General features: G+C 35.5%; 13 protein-coding genes. 3 read left to right on the forward strand and 10 right to left on the reverse strand.

Annotated features, from left to right (window positions below):
- Positions 1-23: 23 nt before the first annotated feature.
- The 7 genes from B11cv2_RS06670 to gyrB all read right to left on the reverse strand — a co-directional run bounded on the left by B11cv2_RS06670 (position 24) and on the right by gyrB (position 9,925).
- Positions 24-1,343: a folylpolyglutamate synthase/dihydrofolate synthase family protein gene (locus B11cv2_RS06670; RefSeq protein WP_100693846.1), complete on the reverse strand. Its 1,320-nt coding sequence runs from the start codon at positions 1,341-1,343 to the stop codon at positions 24-26.
- Positions 1,344-1,361: 18 nt separating this feature from the next.
- Positions 1,362-2,267 carry an acetyl-CoA carboxylase, carboxyltransferase subunit beta gene (accD, locus tag B11cv2_RS06675; RefSeq protein ID WP_100693847.1) on the reverse strand — a complete coding sequence of 302 codons (906 nt, stop codon included), beginning with the start codon at positions 2,265-2,267 and terminating at the stop codon, positions 1,362-1,364.
- Between the two features lie 427 nt (positions 2,268-2,694).
- Positions 2,695-3,408, reverse strand: coding sequence for a sulfate transporter family protein (locus B11cv2_RS06680; protein ID WP_100693848.1), 714 nt, complete (start codon positions 3,406-3,408; stop codon positions 2,695-2,697).
- A gap of 108 nt (positions 3,409-3,516) precedes the next feature.
- A complete protein-coding gene (gene coaBC / locus B11cv2_RS06685; RefSeq protein WP_100693849.1) occupies positions 3,517-4,920 on the reverse strand; it encodes a bifunctional phosphopantothenoylcysteine decarboxylase/phosphopantothenate--cysteine ligase CoaBC in 1,404 nt (467 codons plus the stop codon).
- Between the two features lie 81 nt (positions 4,921-5,001).
- Positions 5,002-6,588 (reverse strand): 2-polyprenylphenol 6-hydroxylase, encoded by a 1,587-nt coding sequence (gene ubiB / locus B11cv2_RS06690; protein ID WP_100693850.1) that lies wholly within the window; start codon positions 6,586-6,588, stop codon positions 5,002-5,004.
- A 3-nt stretch (positions 6,589-6,591) separates the two neighbouring features.
- A complete protein-coding gene (gene ubiE, locus B11cv2_RS06695) occupies positions 6,592-7,374 on the reverse strand; it encodes a bifunctional demethylmenaquinone methyltransferase/2-methoxy-6-polyprenyl-1,4-benzoquinol methylase UbiE (RefSeq protein ID WP_100693851.1) in 783 nt (260 codons plus the stop codon).
- A gap of 121 nt (positions 7,375-7,495) precedes the next feature.
- Positions 7,496-9,925 carry a DNA topoisomerase (ATP-hydrolyzing) subunit B gene (gene gyrB / locus B11cv2_RS06700; protein WP_100693852.1) on the reverse strand — a complete coding sequence of 810 codons (2,430 nt, stop codon included), beginning with the start codon at positions 9,923-9,925 and terminating at the stop codon, positions 7,496-7,498.
- Between the two features lie 700 nt (positions 9,926-10,625).
- On the opposite strand from gyrB, the gene B11cv2_RS06705 reads away from it, so the two are divergent.
- Complete coding sequence (locus tag B11cv2_RS06705) at positions 10,626-11,489, forward strand: transporter substrate-binding domain-containing protein (RefSeq protein WP_100693853.1); 864 nt, start codon at positions 10,626-10,628, stop codon at positions 11,487-11,489.
- 11 nt (positions 11,490-11,500) lie between these two features.
- Here B11cv2_RS06705 and B11cv2_RS06710 read toward each other — a convergent pair whose 3' ends face one another.
- A complete protein-coding gene (locus B11cv2_RS06710; RefSeq protein ID WP_100693854.1) occupies positions 11,501-13,033 on the reverse strand; it encodes a YifB family Mg chelatase-like AAA ATPase in 1,533 nt (510 codons plus the stop codon).
- Positions 13,034-13,464: 431 nt separating this feature from the next.
- Between B11cv2_RS06710 and B11cv2_RS06715 the strand changes: the two genes are divergently transcribed.
- The gene (locus B11cv2_RS06715; protein WP_100693855.1) at positions 13,465-15,426 is read left to right on the forward strand and encodes an autotransporter assembly complex family protein; all 1,962 of its coding nucleotides are present in this window, start codon (positions 13,465-13,467) and stop codon (positions 15,424-15,426) included.
- A complete protein-coding gene (locus B11cv2_RS06720) occupies positions 15,426-20,081 on the forward strand; it encodes a translocation/assembly module TamB domain-containing protein (protein WP_100693856.1) in 4,656 nt (1,551 codons plus the stop codon). Before B11cv2_RS06715 ends, B11cv2_RS06720 begins: the two co-directional genes overlap by 1 nt.
- 26 nt (positions 20,082-20,107) lie before the next feature.
- On the opposite strand, the gene B11cv2_RS06725 is transcribed toward B11cv2_RS06720, so the two are convergent.
- Complete coding sequence (locus B11cv2_RS06725) at positions 20,108-21,874, reverse strand: ABC transporter ATP-binding protein (protein ID WP_100693857.1); 1,767 nt, start codon at positions 21,872-21,874, stop codon at positions 20,108-20,110.
- Positions 21,875-22,072: 198 nt separating this feature from the next.
- Complete coding sequence (infC, locus tag B11cv2_RS06730; RefSeq protein WP_100693858.1) at positions 22,073-22,591, reverse strand: translation initiation factor IF-3; 519 nt, start codon at positions 22,589-22,591, stop codon at positions 22,073-22,075.
- Positions 22,592-22,695 lie beyond the last annotated feature (104 nt).

Below are 22,695 nucleotides of genomic sequence, written 5' to 3' on the forward strand. Positions count from 1 at the left end.
GCGCTAAAAACACCTAGTTGTTACTAACATGGGGGCGTTTGATTGTCACGCAAAATATCACCAGCAAGGTACAAAGAACCACCAATGAGGACAATTGCTTTTTTATATTCTGAGCTAATTTTGTGAAATGCAGCTTGTAGATTAGCCTGTGGATTAGCGATAAGCCCTGCTTTTTGAGCTAATTCTGCTAAAATTTTGGGACAAATACCTGCATTACTGGAAATTAAAGGAACTGTATACACTTTCTTGACAAGATTGACCAAAGGGCGAAAATAACCAACGCTGTCTTTAGTATTAAGCATGCCAGCAATCATTACAATGGGGCAATTTGATTTTTCTTTCCACTGGGTTAATATTTTTGCGATGGCTTTTCCAGCGGCAGAGTTATGACCACCATCTAGCCATAAATCAAAATCGGGAGGAAGTTGATCGACCAATTTCCCGTGAGTCAGATGCTGCATCCGTGCTGGCCAATAAAGATTTTGTAAAGCGTTGCTTATGACTTGTTCTGAGAGTTGAAAACCTGCTTGGTAAATTGCCTCAATAGCAGCACCGGCGTTGTCAATTTGATGAGCACCAATAAGCTTAGGGAGCGGGAGGTCCATTAGACCTTGATTATTTTGAAATACCATACGTCCGTATTCTTCATAGCTTTGATAATCTTGGTTAAAAAGGTAATAGGGTGCTTTATTTTTAACAGCAAGATCACTAAGAAAAGAATAAGTTATTTCATGATCTTGTTTACCAATAACTACAGGAACTTCTGGTTTAATAATTCCTCCTTTTTGAAAAGCAATTTGTTCAATAGTGTTACCAAGAAAAGATTCATGATCATAATCAATAGGCATGATAAGCGATACAGCTGGTTTGTTAATGACATTTGTGGCGTCAAAACGTCCTCCTAATCCAACTTCTAAAATAATGACATCAGCTGGGTGCGTGCTAAACAACATAAAAGCGGCAGCCGTAAAAACTTCAAAAATAGTGATAGGTTCGTTGCAATTTACTTCTATAATTTGATGAATTGTTTTGCTTAATAGGCTGTCTGTGACAAATTGGCTGCTTCCTTTGTGATTGAGTCGAAAACGCTCATTCCAATTAACTAAGTGAGGAGAACTGTATACATGAACACGATAGCCTGCACTTTCTAAAAGAGCACGACAAATAGCTGAGGCAGATCCTTTACCATTTGTTCCAGCAATATGAATAATAGGAGCAAGATTTAAATGTGGGTTATCAAGACATTTTAAAAGACGTAAAATACGCTCTAAAGAAAGATCACACTTTTGCGGATAGATTTTTAGTAAATTATCTATCACTTTTTGCATGCAGCTTTTTTTCATAATTTAATAGATTTGGCTTTAGAAGTCAGTTTTTGCAGATTTAATGGATGATGAATTAGAAGATTTAGAAATTGCAGGACTTTTTGTCATTAAACGTAAAAGCCGTGCAATAGTAGTTTTCATTTCCAAACGAGAAACAACCATATCAATCATACCATGTTCAAAGAGATACTCACTACTTTGGAAACCTTCAGGCAACGTTTCACGAATTGTTTGTTGAATAACACGTGGTCCTGCAAAGCCAATCATAGCACCAGGTTCAGCAATATGTACATCGCCTAGCATAGCATAAGAAGCAGTAACACCACCAGTGGTAGGATTGGTAAGAACCACGATATAAGGTAGTTTTTCTTCTTTTATCATTTCAATTGCTACTGTTGTGCGTGGCATTTGCATCAATGATAATGTTCCTTCTTGCATTCTTGCTCCACCTGAAGCTGCAAAAAGAACTAAAGGACACTTCTCTTGAATGGCAGTATGAAAAGCTTTTATAATAGCTTCTCCTGCAGCCATGCCAAGTGATCCACCCATAAATGCAAAATCTTGAACAGTAGCAATAATTGGTAAACCTTCAATAGTTCCTCGTGCATTTAAAATATTATCATCAACACCAAGCTTAGAACGATAATCTTTTAACCGGTCAATATAACGTTTTTCATCGCGAAATTTTAATGGATCTATGACAACTTTTGGATTTTCAATCAGTGTATAAATACCATCATCAAAGAAATGCATAAGACGATTTTTGGCACTAATACGCATATGATAGCCAGAATTAGGAATCACATATTGATTAGCTTCCAGATCTTTATGGAAGACCATTTGACCATTGGTGGGATCTTTAACCCATAGATTATCCGGAATTTCACGATGCCCTAATATGGAATTGATTTTAGGACGAACATAATTTGTAATCCAGTTCATCTTTGTCGCCTCTCTATGAAATATTATACACTTTATGTGTGGGTTTAGGGATTGTAGGACCGAATAGTGAAACTTATCTTTGCTCCAAATAAACAATAAATTGCTTCATTTAATGCGATGATAATAGCTCAAATAAAAATGTTTTCTATAATTAAGATAATTTATTTTGTTAGTTTTTTATTTTAATGTCAAATTGCATTGCGGTACTATTATGTGAAAAATTGGCAATAATGACTTTATTATAAGGAGTTTTTGAGAAAATATAATGAGTCAATCTTTTATTCTGGTATTCATTATTTCAATAATTTTAAGATGACATATTTTAAATTTACGCCCATGTTTTCTTAGCTTATAAAATTGTTTGAAATTGTGTTAACTTTATAAAAGTATATTTCTTTTTTATTTTAATTGATCAAGTGTTATTGTTTCAGTGTAATGGGTGTAGATTTTGGTGTGAAAGCATTTTGTGTAAATGTGTCATAAAGGCAGCTGCAAAAAGCGGCGTGACCAAATTAAGGATAGGAATAGAAACAAAAAACGCTATTAATAAACCTGCAAAAAAAACAGTGGTATGATGGGTATGTAAAAAAGCATGAGCTTCTTGTTTAGATCGGAGACGATAAGCAGCAAAGGCAAAATATTCACGGCCAAAGAGGTAGCCATTAATCATATAAAAGGCAATTAAATTAATATTTGGTATAAAAAACAAGAAAAAAGCAATTCCATTTCCGAAAAGACTTAAGATAACAAATTTCAAAGCAAAAATGATAGAATATCCAAATGACATAGCTTGCCCAGTAAGTTCATTTGGATAATCTTCTTTTTCAATAATTTCAGCAGCATTATCAATGAAAAAACTGCCAATCATTGCCGTGATTGGAGCAATAAAAAAGGCGATTAATAAAGACAAACCAAGATTAAAAATAATAAGTATGCTTAATTCTGTCCATTCTGGCCAATTGGTTGGTCTAGGAATGAAATGAGCAATCCAAAGCCAAAAGTAGGACATAAAAAATTGACGCGTACATGACCATATAATAACAAGGACGATAAAAGTAAGTCCTAACACTTGCCATATCATTGAGCGATATTGCTGACTAAAAAGGCGTTGTAGAGCATAATAAGCAGCAGTAAAAATCATGAGCAATAAGTAAGAAATGAAGAATAAAAAGAGTATTTTATATTATAATATTTATCATGTAAATTATATCTTTAGGATTAATTATTTTCATTGAGAATAAGATTCTATTCATTCTTCATGAGTGGCAGAAAGAGAAGAAAAAAATGATACAATAATATTTACCAATTTTTCAGCTACTTTTTGTTTACTCATATTTGGCCAATGTTCGATATTGTTTTTGCTTATGAAAAAAATTTCATTTGTATCAGAGCCCATGACATTTCTACCATCCGCATTAAAAGAAACATTATTCGCAAGAATGAAGTCTGCTCCTTTTTGAATACATTTTTTTTGTGCATTAGCAATTATATTGCAAGTTTCAGCAGCAAAGCCAATCACAAGTGGAGGACGATTGGGAGCATGACCAATTGTAGCTAAAATATCAGGATTTTCAACCATGTGCAAAGAAAATGGTGTTTGATTGGATTCCTTTTTTATTTTCTGCAAAGATTGTGTTTGACTGCGCCAGTCACAAACAGCCGCAACAAAAATAGCACCATCGGCGGGGAGTGATTCTTGTACGGCTTGTAACATTTGGCAAGCTGTTTTCACATGAATAGTTTTTATTCCTTCTGGATCCATAAGATCGACAGGCCCACAAATAAGTGTCACGGTTGCACCTAAGTTAGCTAATGCTATTGCAATGGCATGTCCTTGTTTACCTGATGAGCTATTAGCTAAGTAACGCACTGGATCAATTGGTTCATGAGTGGGCCCAGAAGTTACAATAAAGTGACGACCACAAAGTAATTTTTTTTGTGCACTCAAAAGTGCTTCTGTTGAAGCTAAAATGGTTAGAGGTTCACTCATACGTCCACAACCTCTTTCGTCTTGTTCAGCCATTTCGCCTACTTCTGGTCCTACTATGTGGACTCCATCCGCACACAATTTTGCAATGTTACGAATAGTTGCTGGATGTGTCCACATAGCTGGATTCATTGCAGGAGCAATCAAAAGTGGACAACGTGCTGCTAAAATGGCGCAATTGGCTAAATCATCTGCTATTCCAGTGGCTATTTTTGCAATACGATTTGCAGTGGCTGGAGCTACAATAATTAAATCAGCCTGACGCGCTAATCGGATATGAGCAACATCTTGTTCTTCTTCACGTGAAAATAAATCGTTATATACATGACCACCATTGAGAACTTCAGCTGCTAGAGGGGTAATAAATTTTTGAGCTGCTTTTGTCATAATAATGTTTAAATGGGCTCCACGTTCTCGCAAACGGCGAATCAAATCAAGTGCTTTATAGGCTGCAATGCTGCCACCAATAATAAGAAGAATTGATTTTGATTTTAATGATTGTTGTTCAGCAGTGCTTATTTTTTGTTGTGATATAATGGATGTTTTTGTGATATTATTTAATAGGTGAAGAATTTCTTCTTCTATAGAAAGGCCATTTTGCGCAGCACGTACACGCAGAAATTCTTGAATCTCAAGTGATACATTTCGAAGGGTAATATTGGTCATAATATATCTCCGAGATATTAAAATGATAGCAATAATTTCATTAATTGTATTGCCTTTGAATATTTTAATCTATTGTGTAAGTTAGAAAGAAGGAAAAAGAGAAAAAGTGATAAAAAGCAAACAAAAAGCAATAATGAATAAGCTATAGCGACCATAACGGTTATTGCGGCTTTGTTCAAAAGCAAGTTGTTTAAGCGTAGCAGGAGAAAGATAAAGTCCTGTCTTTGTCATTTTACTTAATCCTTCTTCTATCTGTTGGAAATTTTGTATCAATTGCGGAGTTTGACGTACGAGTGAAAGTAATGCTTGTGTTCCTTCACTCAAATCTTTTACAAGTCCGATCGGTCCTAAGTTTTTGCTAATCCATTCTTTGACAATTGGTTCAGAGGCTTTCCACATATTAAAATCTTGATCTAATGAGCGTGCTACTCCTTCAACAACAACCATAGTTTTTTGCAGTAATAAGAGTTCAGGTCGCGTTTTCATGTCAAATAATTCAGTAACTTCAAATAAGAGTGTAAGCAATTTGGCCATAGAAATACTTTGTGCAGATTGTCCGTGAATAGGTTCACCAATAGCTCGGTTAGCTTGAGCAAAACTCTCAATATTATGATGTGATGGAACATAACCTGCTTCAAAATGAGCGTATGCTACACGATGATAATCGCGAGTAATAAAACCGTAAAGAATTTCAGCAAGAAAATGCTTTTCTTTTTTTCCAAGCCGTCCTGTAATTCCTAAATCAACTGCAACAATACATCCTTGTGGGTCAACAAATAAATTACCGGGATGCATATCGGCATGAAAAAAGCCATCACGTAAAGTATGACGGAGAAAAGATTGAATGAGCGTAATGGCTAAAGCTTTTAAATCAAAACCAGCTTTTTTAAGTGCTGGAATATCAGACATTTTTATGCCATCGATCCATTCCATTGTTAAAACATTTCGCCCAGTTCGTTCCCAATCAATATTGGGGACCCGAAAACCTGCATCATGTTGAGTATTTTCAGCCATTTCTGATATAGCAGCTGCTTCTAAGCGCAAATCCATTTCAATTTGTGTTGTTTGTGCCAAAGTATCAACAACACGAACGGGACGTAAACGTCGAGAGGCAGGTATATAACGTTCTTGTAAATGGGCAATGAGATAAAAGCCTTTAAGATCTTTTGCAAAACGATTTCTAATATTAGGACGAATAACTTTAACGGCGCATTTTTTTTTGTTGCCTGTTTTATCATAGTATTCAGCTGGATGAACTTGGGCAATAGAAGCTGCTGCAATAGGCGGGTGAAAATCTGTGAATAAATCATTAATAGATTGGCCGAGAGAATTTTCGATTTGAATAATTGCATCGGCACAAGGAAAAGTTTGAATACTATCTTGGAGTTGAGCTAAGTCTGCGGCAATATCGCGCCCAACAATATCTGGCCGAGTAGCAAGAAATTGACCAAGTTTGACGTAAGATGGGCCAAGTTTATTGATAGCATGTGATATATTTTCAGATCGATGTTTTTTTTTCGTTTTACGTCGTGCTAATACGCTTGCTATACGGTGATATACTGCTGGAAATCCCTGAAGGCCATCACAAGGGAGAGCGCTAATAACACCTTCTCGCGTAAAAACAAACAATGCACGTAAAAGTTGAAAATAGGTAGAAATTTGCACCATTTTTTAAATTTTCCAACCTGAATATAGTGTTGCAATAGCACCTGTAAGAGTGCGATATGATACCGAGGAAAAGCCTGCGCTTTTGATGATATGGGCAAAGTCATTTTGTTTAGGAAATTTACGAATCGATTCAATCAAATAATGATATGCATCATGATCACCTGCAATGAATTGACCCAGTTTGGGAATAGCATGGAAAGACCAAAGGTCATAAATTTTATCAAGTAGAGGCATTTCAACATTTGAAAATTCTAAGCACAAAAAACGTCCACCTGGTTTTAAAACACGAAAAGCTTCTTTAAGAGCTTTGTCAATATGTGGTATATTACGAATTCCAAAGGCAATAGTATAAGCATCAAAACTTTGATCTTCGAAAGGCAAAAGTTCTGCATTGGCTTCAATAAAGTCAATAAGGGAGGCAAGGTTATTTTTTTGTGCACGTTTTTTACCAACGTTTAGCATTGAGTCATTAATATCAAGGACTGTAACATGAGCTTTTTTGCGTGAGGCGTTGAGAATACGAAAAGCAATGTCGCCAGTACCACCGGCTACATCAAGAGCTTTCCAGTTAGAAATAGCAGGGGGAGATAGCCACGCCACCATAGAATTTTTCCATATACGATGGAGTCCAAGAGATAAGATATCATTCATTTTGTCGTAGTTTTCAGCAACAGAATGAAATACATTATCAACCATAGATTGTTTTTGCATTTCATCAACTTTTTTGAAACCAAAAAAATGTTCCATACCTCCTTCAATTCCTACGCGTTCTGTTTCCGCCGCCATAATACATGACCTTTCTTATTTTTCTTTTATCGTAAACAACATGTGGAAAAAATGCTCAAATACGAAAAAACAACGGATAAAATCATAATGTTTATATACAGCTTAAGATAAAAAAGCGCTTTTAGATATCCAGATTAGCAACACTTAAGGCATTATCTTGAATAAAAGATCGCCGTGGTTCAACTTCATCACCCATTAAGCGAGAAAAGAGTGAGTCTGCATCCGTTGCATCATTAATTTTAACCTGTAAAAGGGTACGTGCGTCAGGATTAAGGGTTGTTTCCCACAATTGGTCGGCGTTCATTTCTCCAAGACCTTTATAACGCTGTAAAGTCAAACCTTTTTTGCCATTTTTAAAAATACTTTCTAATAAACTAATAGGTCCAAAGATACGCTCTGATTTATCCTTGCGATGCAAGAGAGGAGGGGGACTATAGACTTCTATGAGATTTTGAGCAATACGATCAATTTGGCGCGCATCCGCTGAATTTATAAGCCCTGCATCAAGTGTAATAACTTCTTTAACGCCACGCAAAATACGCTCAAAATACAGTCCTCCTTCTGGTGCACAGATGCCTGTCCAACCGCGTTCCATATCATCAGCAATTAAATCCAACCGATTTGCCACATTGTCGGCTGTTTGTTGAGCTTTTTCTGGTGTTGTAAAAGATTCAGAGTTAAAAATACCAGCAATTGCGGCTTGCTCAACGATATTACGATCATAGCGTGTGTGAAGACCATTGAGAAGTTGGCGTAACATACGGGCATCTTCAGCAAGCTTACGCAAATCAGCGCCAGCAAGAACCTCACCTGTTGAAAGTTCTAATGTCGTTTCTTCCAATCCCGCATCAATTAAAAATTCTTCGAATGCTGCTTCATTTTTTATATATTGAAAAGATTTACCACGGGATACTTTATAAAGGGGTGGTTGAGCAATATACAGATGTCCACGTTCAATCAATTCAGGCATTTGTCTAAAAAAGAAGGTGAGAAGTAGGGTGCGGATATGTGCTCCGTCAACGTCCGCATCTGTCATAATAATAATTTTATGATAACGTACCTTATCTGGCGAAAATTCGTCTTTCCCGATGGAGGTACCAAGAGCAGTGATGAGTGTTCCGATCATTTCAGATGAAAGCATTCGGTCAAAGCGTGCTCGTTCGACGTTAAGAATTTTACCACGCAAGGGCAAAATTGCTTGATTTTGGCGTGAACGTCCACTTTTAGCGGATCCACCAGCTGAATCTCCCTCGACAATAAAGATTTCTGATTTTGTAGGGTCACGTTCCTGACAATCAGCAAGTTTTCCTGGTAAAGAAGTTATATCAAGGGCTCCTTTACGTCGTGTGAGTTCCCGTGCTTTACGAGCTGCTTCACGGGCAGCTGCAGCTTCTACTACTTTACTGATAAGGATTTTTGCTTCATTAGGGTGTTCTTCTAGCCATGCTGAAAGACCTTCATTTACCAAATTTTCAACAATAGGACGGACCTCTGAAGACACTAATTTATCTTTTGTTTGAGAGGAAAATTTTGGATCAGGGACTTTGACAGAAAGAATAGCTGTTAAGCCTTCACGACAATCATCACCAGTTAAATTAACTTTTTCTTTTTTAGCAATCCCTGAGGATTCTGCATAACCATTAATTTGACGCGTTAAAGCACTACGAAAACCTGCTAAATGAGTTCCTCCATCTCGTTGCGGAATGTTATTAGTAAAACACAATACTTTTTCATGGTAGGAATCATTCCACCATAAAGCAACATCTACGCTCATGCCATCTTTTTCGTTTGTGATATAAATAGGATTATCAATGAGAGCTTTTTTTGATTGATCGATATGTTTGACAAATTCAATTAATCCACCTTCATAATGCAATTCTACTGATTGAACATCAGCATGACGTTGATCTGTAAGGATGATGTGTATACCCGAATTTAAAAAAGCTAATTCTCGTAGACGACGCTCTAAAGTTTCGAAATCAAATTCAACCATCGTAAAGGTTTCAGAACTTGGTAAAAAAGTTATTTCTGTTCCGCTTTCTGAATCACAATCATCAACAATTTTTAATGGGAAATCAGCGACTCCATGTGTAAACGACATTTCATGAATTTTTCCATTACGCTTAATGCGTAACCGTAGCCAAACAGAAAGTGCATTAACAACAGAAACTCCAACACCATGCAATCCTCCGGAAACTTTGTAAGAATTTTGATCAAATTTTCCACCAGCATGGAGTTGTGTCATGATAACTTCAGCGGCTGAAATACCCTCGGTTGGATGAATATCTGTTGGAATTCCGCGTCCATTATCACGAACAGAACAGGATCCATCAGCATGAAGTGTAACATTTACAAGAGTAGCGTAACCAGCCAAAGCTTCATCAATAGCGTTATCTACAACTTCATAAACCATATGGTGTAGACCTGAACCATCATCGGTATCACCAATATACATGCCAGGACGTTTGCGCACAGCATCAAGACCTTTAAGGACTTTAATGGAAGATGCACCATAGTCATCACACACTGGTGAAGTTGTTTCATCACTCATAGGTCAATCCATTTCTGTATTTAATTTTAATATTTCGTCAGTTTTTTGTGCGCTTAATATTTTAGCCCGTTATTTATAGAATAACAACATTAGATGTTTACCGTATATTAGATCTATATTCAACATATGTCATGTCTAGAAAGATATAAAGGTTTTTCATATTCAAATGGTGATGTTTTGTCGATATGTGTTGCGCGATTACTTCTTTATAACAAAATGATGATAGATGATAAAAGAGATTCTTATTTTAAAAATGATAGATTACTTTGTTATATTTTATAGCTTTAAATGAGATTTATATTCCTTGGAAGGAAAGTTATTACTTTACTGTTTTGAAGTGATTGTGTCTAGAATTATAGTATTTATAAACTTAAGATATCGTTCTTGCATATCTGCAGAATAGAAAAAAGTCACAATCATTACGAGGAAAACAGGAATAAAACCAATACTTCTATAGAAATTTATTCTACACTAAAAAATTATTATTTTTTATATTTTTATCTACAAAAAGCACACTATAAAATCCATATTATAGATCTAAAAATATATAGAAACTCTTAAATTTTTTAATAATTGTGAGGAATATTAAAAACTTTAACCTATTTAAAATATCAACTCTTTTTAGTTGAGCTGTTAACACTGTGACAAAGAAAAAAGAGTAGTTTAGCTATAAATAATTTATTGGGGGGAGATTTTAAAAATGAATATATTCATCAATATATTAAATTCTTTTATTGGAATTTTATTTATAGCGTCAGTCCTTTTTTTTTCACCTTTTATAAAGGTTGTGGTGGGAGGCAGGCTTCCTTCTTTTTTTAATGCGCACGGACATTTGATACAACCTGATATAGCGAATATAAAGCGTTTACGTTTTGTTACAACATTTGATTTTCCTCCTTTTAACTTTCTTGATAAAACAGGTCATCTTGCAGGCTATAATGCTGATTTATTACGTGCTATTTGCGTAAAACTAACACTTGAAAAAATATGTGAAGTAGAAGTTGTGCCTCGGGAAGAATTGGTAAATCATCTCAACAGCGATGAAGCAGAAGCAATGATTGCTAGTTTAGAAGAAACAACGGAAATGCACCAATATCTTGCTTTTACCGGAACTTATTTGCGTTTTCCTGCGCGTTTTGTATCGGATAAATCTTTAAATCTTAATGAACGGATAAGCGATAAACTTGAGTATTTAAAGAGTGGATTTTTAATTAATAGTGCATATGAAAAACTGTTTCATAGTTATTTTCCTCAAGCTGAATGGCGTGGGTTTGATGATAGAAAAATGCTCTATAAAGCATTACAGGATCATGAAATTGATCTTATTTTTGATGATGGATTGGCTTTGTCCTTATGGGTAAATGATCCGCAATCAATGGATTGTTGTCATTTTGTTGGAGGAGCTTATATCGCTCCACAATTTTTAGGAGCAGGCATGCGAATCGCTGTTGCAAAAAAGAATGCACATTTAGTTGATATTCTAAATTATGCTCTAAAATCTTTAGAGCGTGATGGTAAGCTTACAGAACTTTATTTACGTTATTTTCCAATTAGTTTTTATTAATTTAAAACTCATTAAGTGATAGTTACAAGTCTTTCGTTGTTTAACCGATAGGAAATAGCTTCTGCAAGGTGATGGCGTGCAAGATGCTGTGCTTGATCAAGATCAGCAATAGTGCGTGCGACTTTGAGAATACGATGATAAGCACGTGCGGAAAGGTGCATCTTTTCGCTAACATCGCGGAGTAATGTAGCGGCATTTTGATCGGGAATAGCAATTTGTTCAATGATTTTTGCAGGACAGTCGCTATTGGTTCGGATGTGGGGAAGATGGAGTGCTGCAAAACGTTTAGCTTGAATAGAACGCGCTTGTGCAACGCGTTTTGCGACATTAGAGCTTTTTTCTGACTGTTTTTGTTGCATGAGATCCATTGCTGTTAAAGCAGGGACTTCGATACGTAAATCAATGCGATCAAGTAAAGGGCCAGAAATACGGGATTGATAATCAATTTGGCACCGTATACCTTTGGAACAAACATGACCTTTTTCACCAGCCATACCGCATCGACAGGGGTTCATTGCAGCGATGAGTTGGATACGAGCGGGATAGCTTATATGATGATTTGCACGGGCAATAATGCATTCTCCGCTCTCTAAAGGTTGACGAAGAGAATCAAGAACTTGAGGAGAAAATTCAGGAAATTCATCTAGAAATAAAACACCATTATGAGCAAGTGATACTTCTCCTGGCCGTCCTTTGAGGCCACCACCAATCATTGCAGCCATAGAGGCAGAATGATGTGGAGAACGAAAGGGACAATGGCGTGATATAGCATTATGTGTTGTTTCTCCTGTAATAGAAGAAATAAGAGCAACATCTAAAAGCTCACGGCTATCAAGAGGTGGTAAAATAGAAGGTAAGCATTGAGCTAGCATAGATTTTCCCGCGCCAGGAGGACCGACAAATAGAAGATTATGACGTCCAGCAGCACAAACTTCTAATGCTCGTTTTGCAGATTGTTGTCCTTTAATCTCACAGAGATCTGGTAATTCGGTTGATGTGGTATATTGACGTGGTTGTGGCCTTTTTTGAATTTGTATTCCTTTAAAATGGTTGATTATCGTAAGAAGATTTTCAGGGGCAAGAATATCCATTTCTGCGTTCGCCCATGCTGCTTCCGGGCCGCATTTGTGAGGGCAAATTAATCCTTTATCAAGCGATAATGCTGTCATTGCAGTTGGTAAAACACCATTAACAGAGTTAATAGATCCATCAAGCGATAATTCACCTAAAATGATATATTTTTGAGCTATATCGGAAGGAAGAAGATTCATAGCGAGCATTAAGCCTAAGGCAATGGGAAGGTCATAATGTGAACCTTCTTTGGGCAAATCAGCTGGTGCAAGATTAACGGTAACTCGTTTGTTTGGCATAGAAAGCCCGCAGGCATGAAGAGCTGCTTGTATTCGTTCACGACTTTCTGCGACTGCTTTATCGGCTAATCCAACAATAGCCATTCCTATTTTGCCGGAGGAAATCATAACCTGTACATCAACAGGAATTGCTTCTAGACCACGAAAAGCAACCGTTGTAACACGTGCGACCATTATTTTATTTTCCCCTTCTTTTATTTGAAAGACACAATCATATCTATGTATAAAAATCAAGAAGTGCCTCTACACGCTTTTTGATGAAGATATATATTCAGGATTTGAGGGCACTGTGATGGAGGAGCATTTGTATAAATTTAACTATAATAATATATGCCTCAATAAAGTATAAAAGAGATTAAATGAATGTGTTAAAAACATAAAAATATAATATTTTAGTTTTATCTCACAGTTCTTCACAATCTGTGAATATGGAGAAAAACGGAAAAGAAATATGAAATCGCATATTTTAAGAAAAATGTATGATTTAATGTAATTAAATAGGGTGAAGAACTTAATTAATAGAAAACAATATTTATCGTTTTTTAGTTGATTTTATTTATAAGAAAAAAACATCAAAATGTTTATTAAGAGTATCTGATTTGGGAATGTATCCGACAAGAATTTCTTTGAAATCAATAGCCGCATACAGCGTAGTGATAGTCTTATGCCTAATTTTTGTTTTTACACGATCAGTTTTCGCATTTGAGCTTTTTGGTTTTCATTTATTTGGAAAAAAAAAGCCAGCTTCTTTTCCATCTGGAGTAAATAGTACAGAAAAATCTTATACCGTAGAGGTGGTTGCTCCACCAGGTGCTCCACAAGAAGGGATTAAAATAGCTAAAGCTGCATCTTCTCTTGTTTCTGATCAAGGTAAAGCAGTAGCAAATTCATCTGGTTTGTTAGCTAAGGCCCGTTCAAATTATCGGACAATACTTGCAGCCCTTTATGCTGATGGCCGTTATGGTGGTATCATTAGTATTAAAATTAATGGTTTGGAGGTTTCTGATTTAAGCCCTTTGTCTCAGTTACCAACTCATTCGACTATTATCATTACAATTGATGCTGGACCACAATATGTTTTTAATGTTGCGAATTTCAATAAAGCTTTTTTTCTTGAAAGGTATAAAACAGGTGAAATTCTTTCAGTGGAAAATTTAGGTTATAAAGTTGGTGCTGTTGCAAAATCTGAGACTATTCTTAAAGCAGAACGGTGGTTAATAGAAAGATGGCGTCAACAAGGTTATGCTAAAGCTAATATTGTGAATCGTGACGTTGTTGCTGATCATGCAGCACGCTTTATTGACGCGCAGATTACAGTTAATCCTGGGAAAAAGGCTTATTACGGCTCTTTAAATGTCCGTAATGTGAGCCAAAAACCACGTATAGATTCAGCCTATATTGCATGGATGACGGGATTAAAACCAAATCAACAATATAATCCTGATGCGTTGATTAAGGCAAATAAACGGCTTGCACGACTTGACGTTTTTCGTGCAGTGATTGTGCGTGAGGCTGAAACAATTAGCTCTGATGGTCATTTACCACTTACACTTGTTTTAGAAGAACGTAAGCCACGACGTTTTGGTATTGGTGGTAGCTATTCAACATTAGATGGCGTAGGGCTTGAAGCTTATTGGATGCACAATAACCTTTTTGGCCATGCAGAGCACCTTAAAATTGAGACTAAAATAAGCGATATCGGTAGTAGAAAAGAAGAGTCTTATCATCCGAAAAATTTTAATTATCTTTTGGGAGCGACATTTATTAAGCCTGGCATCATTACTCCTGATACGGATTTTGCAGCAGAACTGAAAGGAGAACAAGATGTTTTAGATAATTATACTACAAAAGCTTTCAAAGGACAGTTGGGGATTAGGCATATTTTTAATGATCAGTTATCAGGGCGAGTTGCTGTAGCTACTTTTAATGGTTATTCTCGTGATGATTATTTTGGAAGCCGTCATTTCACCACAATTGGATTATTGAGTGGTTTGATTTATGATGGTCGTAATAATCCAGTTAATGCGACAAAGGGTTTGTATGGTGAAGCAGTTCTTGAACCGCTTTATGAAATGCGTTTTGATAATTTTGTGACAAAAATGACAATAGAAGGTCGGTCTTATTGGGCGTTTGATGTAAAAGATCATTTTATTTTTTCAACACGCGTAAAGCTTGGTACAATTATCGGAGGCAATATAGCTGAATTGCCTTCAGATACACTTTTTTTTGCTGGTGGCGGTGGATCTGTTAGAGGATATGCTTATCGTAATATTGGTATCAAAACAAAAAATGATACTATTATTGGTGGGCGTTCTCTTATTGAAGGGTCAGCTGAATTACGCTTTTCCTTTAATAATAAAATAGGATTTGTGAGTTTTATTGATGGTGGCTTTGTAGGGGAAAAAACGCATTTTAATTTTTCACAACAAATGAAATGGGGCGCGGGCATTGGAGGTCGTTATATGACTAGTTTTGGCCCTTTTCGGTTTGATGTAGCTTTTCCTTTTAAGCGAGAGAAAAGTGATCCTCGTGTTGGTTTTTATGTCGGTATAGGACAAGCATTCTAATGAAAAAAATGTGGTATTTGAGGTTTTTTTTATTTGGATTTTCTCTTTTAATGATGATCTCTTTTGTCTTTGTTCAAAGAGGAAATTCATTCGTCGGAGAGGAAATAGAAAATGATCGTTCATGGCTTGTTTCTTTTATTGAACGTAAACTTTCCGCACCTAATCGACAAATTCGTTTGCATAATGTCCATGGGGCATTATCTTCACAGACGTCTATTGATACAATTACTATAAGTGATAACAAAGGTATTTGGCTTAAAATTAACAATGCTAAGATCGATTGGAATCGTTTAGCTTTACTAAGAGGACATGTTAAAATTAATCAGCTTTCAGCAGAAAAAATTATATTTTTACGTAAACCACAAAATTCATCCTCAATTTCCTTTTTTGAAGCTGATCAGTTTTCCATACCTAAATTGTCTATGGCAATTTTTGTTAATACATTGATGGTTGAGTGTCTGACCTTTGAAAAAGACATTTTTGGCTTTGTTTCTGATGTATCATTAAAAGGGCATTTAACCTTAGGTAATGATGAGCTGGATACTAATATAGAATTTCAACGTTTAAATGAATTAGGTTATTTTTCTATCTTAACAAAAATATCCAAAAACGATCGTACAGCTAAAATTGATATTATTGCCGATGAACCACAAAATGGTATTATAGCTAATATTCTTGAGCTTGAAAAGCGTCCTGCATTAAACCTCTCCATTAAAGGTAATGGAACTTTTGATGATTTGGTTATTATGCTTAACTTAAAAGCTAATCAGCAACCTATTTTGGAGGGAAATTTTACTCTCGTAGAGGCTGCAGAAGGTCATAGTCTCGTAACAAATTTAGATGGAACAATTGGTCGTTTAATGCCTGTTCAATCTCAATATCGTAGTTTCTTTGAATCTAATTTTGCTTTAAAAGCAAAAGTAACGATGACAAACGAAGGTGCAATGCATCTTAATCATATGACTATTCAAGGCGATACAATTGATGTTGTAGCTAATGCTGAAATAGCGAATGATGGATTTTTACGACGTCTTTTTGTTGATGGCAAAATAGCTTTTGATAAAGAAAAAGCATCAACTCGCTTACCACGGCTAAAGACACAAACACGTGCAGGTAATCTTGCTTTAACAGTTGATTATGGCCGTAAAGGACAACAAAATTGGAAAGGGCGGCTTGCTGTACATCATTTGAGCAATGACAATATTCATATTCGTGATGCTGTTTTTGATATGGGGGGGGTGAGTGAAAATCTTGATAATTTAGTTTCTCGTCATGTAGGTATTCAGATTAATGGTATGCTTCAGGGAATTACAAGGATTAAGGATGGTTTTGCAGAAGATTTAAATCAACCAGTTTATATACATCTTGATACGGATATTCTTTCTGGAAAACCAATGTCAATCCATGATTTTAGTGTTAAAGCTCAGGATTTTTCTATTTGGTTAAAAGGACAAATGGATCGTTTTATTTTTAAAGGAGATCTTGGTGTAAAAGCACAAACATTAGCACCTTTGGGTTTGTTGAATGGACAGTCATTTTCTGGTGGTGCGGATATTAAAGCAAAAGGAAATTTTAATTTAATTAAAGGGACTTTTGATCTTAAATTTTTAGGCACAACTAACAATGCTAAAATAGGAAGGGCAGCAGTTGATCATTTATTAAAGGGAGAACTTTTTCTTTCAGGTGATATTGCGCGGAATAGAATAGGTTTAATCGTCAATGATTTCCACTTAAAAAATCAGTTTGCCAATTTAAAAGCTGATGGCTATTTTGGCAGAGAAAGTGCTGAAATGGATTTTTCTGCTCAAATATCTAATCTTTCTCTGTTAGATCCAAGAATGGATGGATCTGCTACAATTAAAGGCGCTGCTAGAGGACATAATAGTCTTATAACAATCAGCACAAAGGCTCAAATTGTTGAAGCCTTTTTGGTTGGTAAAAAACTTCAAAATACAATATTCAATATGAATGTGCTTATGGATAATACATCACCAGTTTCCTCCTATTTAACGGGTTTTATAGAAGGAGAAGGGACTTTTTCTAAGAAGCCATTGCAGCTATCTGCTGTTTTTAACAATGCCGATCATATCTGGAAGCTTCAGGGTATCAATATTAAAGGAGGTAATGCACGTATAACCGGTGATATTACTCAAACTTTTGAACATTTTTTAAAAGGAAATTTGCATATTGATGCGGATGATATTTCAACTCTTTCTGCATTATTTTTGCAAAAAGGAAGCGGGAAAGTGAAGGGAGATTTTATCTTTGATGAAAGAAATAACCAACAAATAGCCAATTTAAAAGCTAATGTTAATCATTTAATATTTGCAAAAAATGAAATAAAAAAATTGGCTATACAAGCTGATATACTCAACCCTTTTGGTGCAATACAATTTAAAGGTTCTGTTAATGCAGAACATATTCGGACACCCTTTATGATGGTCAATCATTTGAATGCTCAAGCTTTGAATAACAATGGACAAACCGTTTTTAATGTTCAAGCAGTGCTGCATAATGATACAGATGCAAAGCTTTCTGGACGCGTTATAACAGAGGGATTATCTGAAGATGTGAAACAAAAATTGGAGCTTGAAACTATAGATGTGAAACAAGTTGGTTTGCATGCAGCATTACTTAAACCAGTGACCATCCTCTTTGATAAAAATGGAATAACGATGAGTAAGTTGGGAATTTCTGTCAATGAGGGTGAAATCGTGCTTTCAGGCAATATTCAAGATACTCTTAATTTGCATCTTAAAATGAGTGCTGTGCCTGCTACATTAGCGAATCTTTGGAAGTCAGATCTTGATGCTGCTGGGACTTTAACAGGAGATATTATGGTCCATGGTAGTTTTACAAAGCCTGAGATAATCTATGATGTAAGGGGTCAAGATTTAATGATTGCTTCTTTGCAAGAAAAGAAAATAAAGCCTTTTGCTTTTTCTGCTAAGGGTAAAACAGTCAATCAAGCTCTTCTTTTATCTGCTGAGCTAAGTGGAGATGGATTGCAAGTACAAGCACAAGGAAAAGTCCCTCTAGATAAGAGCAATTTTGATTTACATGTTAATTTAAAAAATTTTCCTGCATATTTGGTCAATAGTTTTATCAAAGGAGAGCCTCTTGGAGGAGAAGTGATTGGTAAGGTTGATGTTGGTGGAAATTGGAAGAGTTTGTCTACCCATTTTGATCTTTCTAGTCAAAATTTGACAGTAATGACTCACAAAGGACCAGAGTCGATTAATATGAATATCCGTGGTTTTTCTAAAAAATCAACATTTCATATTGAGCATATGATAGCATCGGGTTCTAAGGATTTGGATCTTTCTGTTAATGGACAAATTTCTTTGAATAACTCAAAAGTTGAGTTGCATGTTAGAGGCATGATGCCTCTTAGTTTTATGAATCAATTTGTAGCTGAACGTGGTGCACATGTAGCGGGAATGGTAAAAATAGAGAGCACCATCAGTGGTGTATTGCCTCAGCCACAATTAAAAGGACACTTTTCCGTATATAATGGCCATTTTTTAGATACACAAACAAATTTAGAATTGAATAATATAAGGTTTGAAGGAAAACTGAATGGCGATCATATAATTTTAGAGAATGCTTATGCTTCGTCCTCTTATGGAGGGTCTCTTTCTGCTTCAGGTCGCATTTCTAATGATTTACAGACTGATCTAGTTATTCAACTTGATCATGCTCATTATAATGACGGGTCTATGATTTTTGCAACATTAACAGGCGAAATGACAGTGACTGGTTATTTTTTGCGTGATCTTGTTATTGGTGGTGATATCACAATTGAAAAAGCAGAGCTTCTTATTCCTGATAATTTTAAAAATGCTGCATTTTTAAATCTTAAACATAAAAACTTAATCATACCGATTCAAAAAACACTTGAACGAGCTAATGTTAAAACTTATAGTCATAACCAAAGCGTTTCTGAAGAGTCTTCTTCTGTTGTGCGGTTGGATGTAAAAATTAATGCACACAACAAGTTTTTTGTGCGTGGTCGAGGGGTCGATGCTGAATTAGGAGGAAGCATTAATTTAAAAGGTCCTTTGCAGGGTATACGTCCAGTTGGTGAATTACAAATGATTCGCGGAAGATTTGATATTCTTTCACAACGTCTCAATTTCGATAAAGGACAGGTAAGCTTTAACGGTAATCTTAATCCTACTGTTTATTTTATTACCAACAATAATAATGGTGATATTCATGTTAATGTAATAGTAAGAGGAACAATTGATAATCTTGATATTCAGTTTTCTTCACAACCTGTTTTGCCACAGGATGAGATATTAGCGCGTTTTATTTTCAATCGTTCCCTTAACGAATTATCACCATTTCAAATTGTTCAACTTACAGCAGCAGCTGCTGAGCTTGCTGGTGCTTCTAATACATCTTTATTAAATACTTTACGATCTCGTATTGGTCTTGATGATCTTGATGTTGTTGTTGATAAAAAAGGCAACACAGGTTTACGTGTTGGACGCTATATCCATTCTAATATTTACTTGGGTTTTGAAGCGGGATCGAAAGGAACAACGAAAGGAACAATTAATTTGGATATTTCACGTCATCTTAAAGCTAAAGGGGCTATAGGAAGTGAAGAAAATACGAGTTTTGGTTTGTTCTATGAAAAAGATTATTAACTTAAATTAGTGATAAAATCTATTATTTAAAGGTTCTGTTCTTTAAATTGGATATGGTGAAGTTTTTTATAAACGCCTTCTTTTTTTGCTAGTAACTCTTGTTGGGTTCCTTGTTCAATAAGACGCCCATTTTGGATCACAATAATTTTATGAGCACGGGCAATCGTTGAAAGACGATGAGCAATAACAATAGTGGTACGTCCTTGTGTAAGGTGATCGAGAGCTTCATTGATTTGCGCTTCAGTATGTGAATCTAACGCGCTTGTTGCTTCATCAAGAAGCAAGATTTCACTGTCATGAAGCATGGCACGAGCAATGGCAATACGTTGTTTTTGCCCACCTGACAGATTATTGCCATTATCCCCAACTTGGGTATCATAACCGTTAGGTAAATCTATAATAAAGTCATGAGCATTGGCTGCTTTTGCTGCTTTAATAATATCGTTATCACTTGCTCCTTCTTTTCCAAGTCCGATATTATATTTAACACTTCCTTGGAATAGAAAAGTATCTTGTCCTACATAGGCCATAAGATTTCTAAGGGAACGAAATGTGATGTAGCGAATATCTTGATCATTGATCAATATACGTCCTTGAGTAGGATCATAAAGGCGCATAAGAAGGCCAATAAAAGTCGATTTTCCTGAACCGGATGGTCCTACTAATGCTGTCATTTTACCTGCTTCAATTTCTAGATTAATATCGTTTAACACCATCTGATCATCAGTATAAGCAAAAGAAACATGTTCAAAGCGTATGGAATTTTGTTTTTTATTAAGATCCTTAGCTTCTTTATGCTCCATAACTGTGAGAGGATGATCGAGTATTTCAAACATTGTACGGATACTAACCAGACCAGATTCAATTTTAACACGCACATTTGCTAATCTTTTGGCTGGTTCATAGGCTAAAAGTAAAGCAACAATAAAGGACATTAATTCACCTTGAACGCCTGTCCGTTGACTTGCAAGGTAGCCGGAAAAACAGATAACACCTGCAATTGCAATGCCAGCGAGTGTTTCCATAATTGGATTTGTAGCAGCTTCAAGCATTGCGATACTATTTGCTTGTTGTTCAACATCATAAATGGCTTTATTCATGCGTTTTTGCATCAATTTTTCGAGTGAAAAAGCTTTTATTACATGAATACCAATCGTTGTTTCTTGTACGATTTTTATAATTTCTCCGAGTGAAAGAAGCTCTTTTTCCATAAGAGTGCGAATATGTTTTAAGGCTATTCGAATTCCTAAAAATGCTAATGGACCTACTATTAAGGTAATGGCAATTAATGTAAAATTTTGAATAAGCATAACAAACAAAAGACCAATAACGGAAAGTAAATCACGCACAAATGTTGTGATAATAATATCAATAATATTGCGTGCTGCTGTTGCACTGTGGGTTAAGCGGACAAGAAGATCGGATGAAGTATTATTGTGATAAAAAGAGACACCTTGTTTCATGAGGCGTGTATAAATTTTACGTTGTTGTTCAGCAACAATACTATTGCCTGCTTTGCTTAAAAAATAAGTTTGAGTAAAAGTTGCAATCCCCTTAAGAATGAAAATAAAAGCAATAATACTGGAAATAAAAACAATCATATTAAAATTTTGTCCATCAATAATATGATTGACAACATCGCGCATAATCCATGCACTGATGACAGTGGTAAAGGAAATAATGATCATTGAAACAATGGCAATACCATACCAGCACACATGTTTATGAAAATTTTCTTTTAAAAGCCGAATGATAAGACGTTTATCAGAAGAGGATATTTGTGTTTTGGCCATGCAGCATTTCTATCATTTTTTTGTGCAAGATCAAATCATCCTTTATAGGATGAGGTGGAAAGCTTCTGATAAATAATCTTTTGTCTACAGAAATCATTAATTTCTTATTAAAAAGTATAATACAATATCTCAGCAACATAAAAAATTGCATTTACACACTTTAAATAAGCTTTATAGGATCGAAATTGTCATTAAAAATTATTTAGGTGCTATTACCATCATAATTTGACGACCTTCAAACTTTGGTTCAGATTCGATTTTGGCAATTTCGCTTGTATTCTCTTTCACCCGCTGAAGAAGCTTTATTCCAAGATCCTGGTGCGCCATTTCACGACCACGAAAACGTAAAGTAATTTTCACTTTGTCTCCATTATCAATAAAACGACGGATTGCTTTTAATTTGACCTCATAATCATGAATATCAACATTAGGTCTCATTTTAATTTCTTTAATTTCGATAATTTTTTGCTTTTTACGCGTTTCTGCAGCCTTTTTTTGATTTTGATATTTTAGTTTACCTAAATCAATAATTTTACAGACAGGAGGCTCTGCATTTGGCACAATCTCAACTAAATCAAGCCCAGCATCTGCTGCCATAGAGAGCGCTTCTTGTGTTGTAACAATTCCTTGATGTTGTCCTTCATCATTAATTAATTGGACACGAGGCACGCGAATATCGTGATTTGAACGCAACCCATCTTTTGGGGTAGAGGTTATTTTAAATGGTCGACGAATGGTCTATGCTCCTTAATATCAATTAATTCTTAACACGACAGTATACAATATGCAGAGAGAAAAACAATAAAAATTCGTGCTTTTTT

The organism is Bartonella sp. 1-1C (genome assembly GCF_002810325.1).
In the GTDB taxonomy this organism is placed as follows: Bacteria; Pseudomonadota; Alphaproteobacteria; order Rhizobiales; family Rhizobiaceae; genus Bartonella; species Bartonella rochalimae.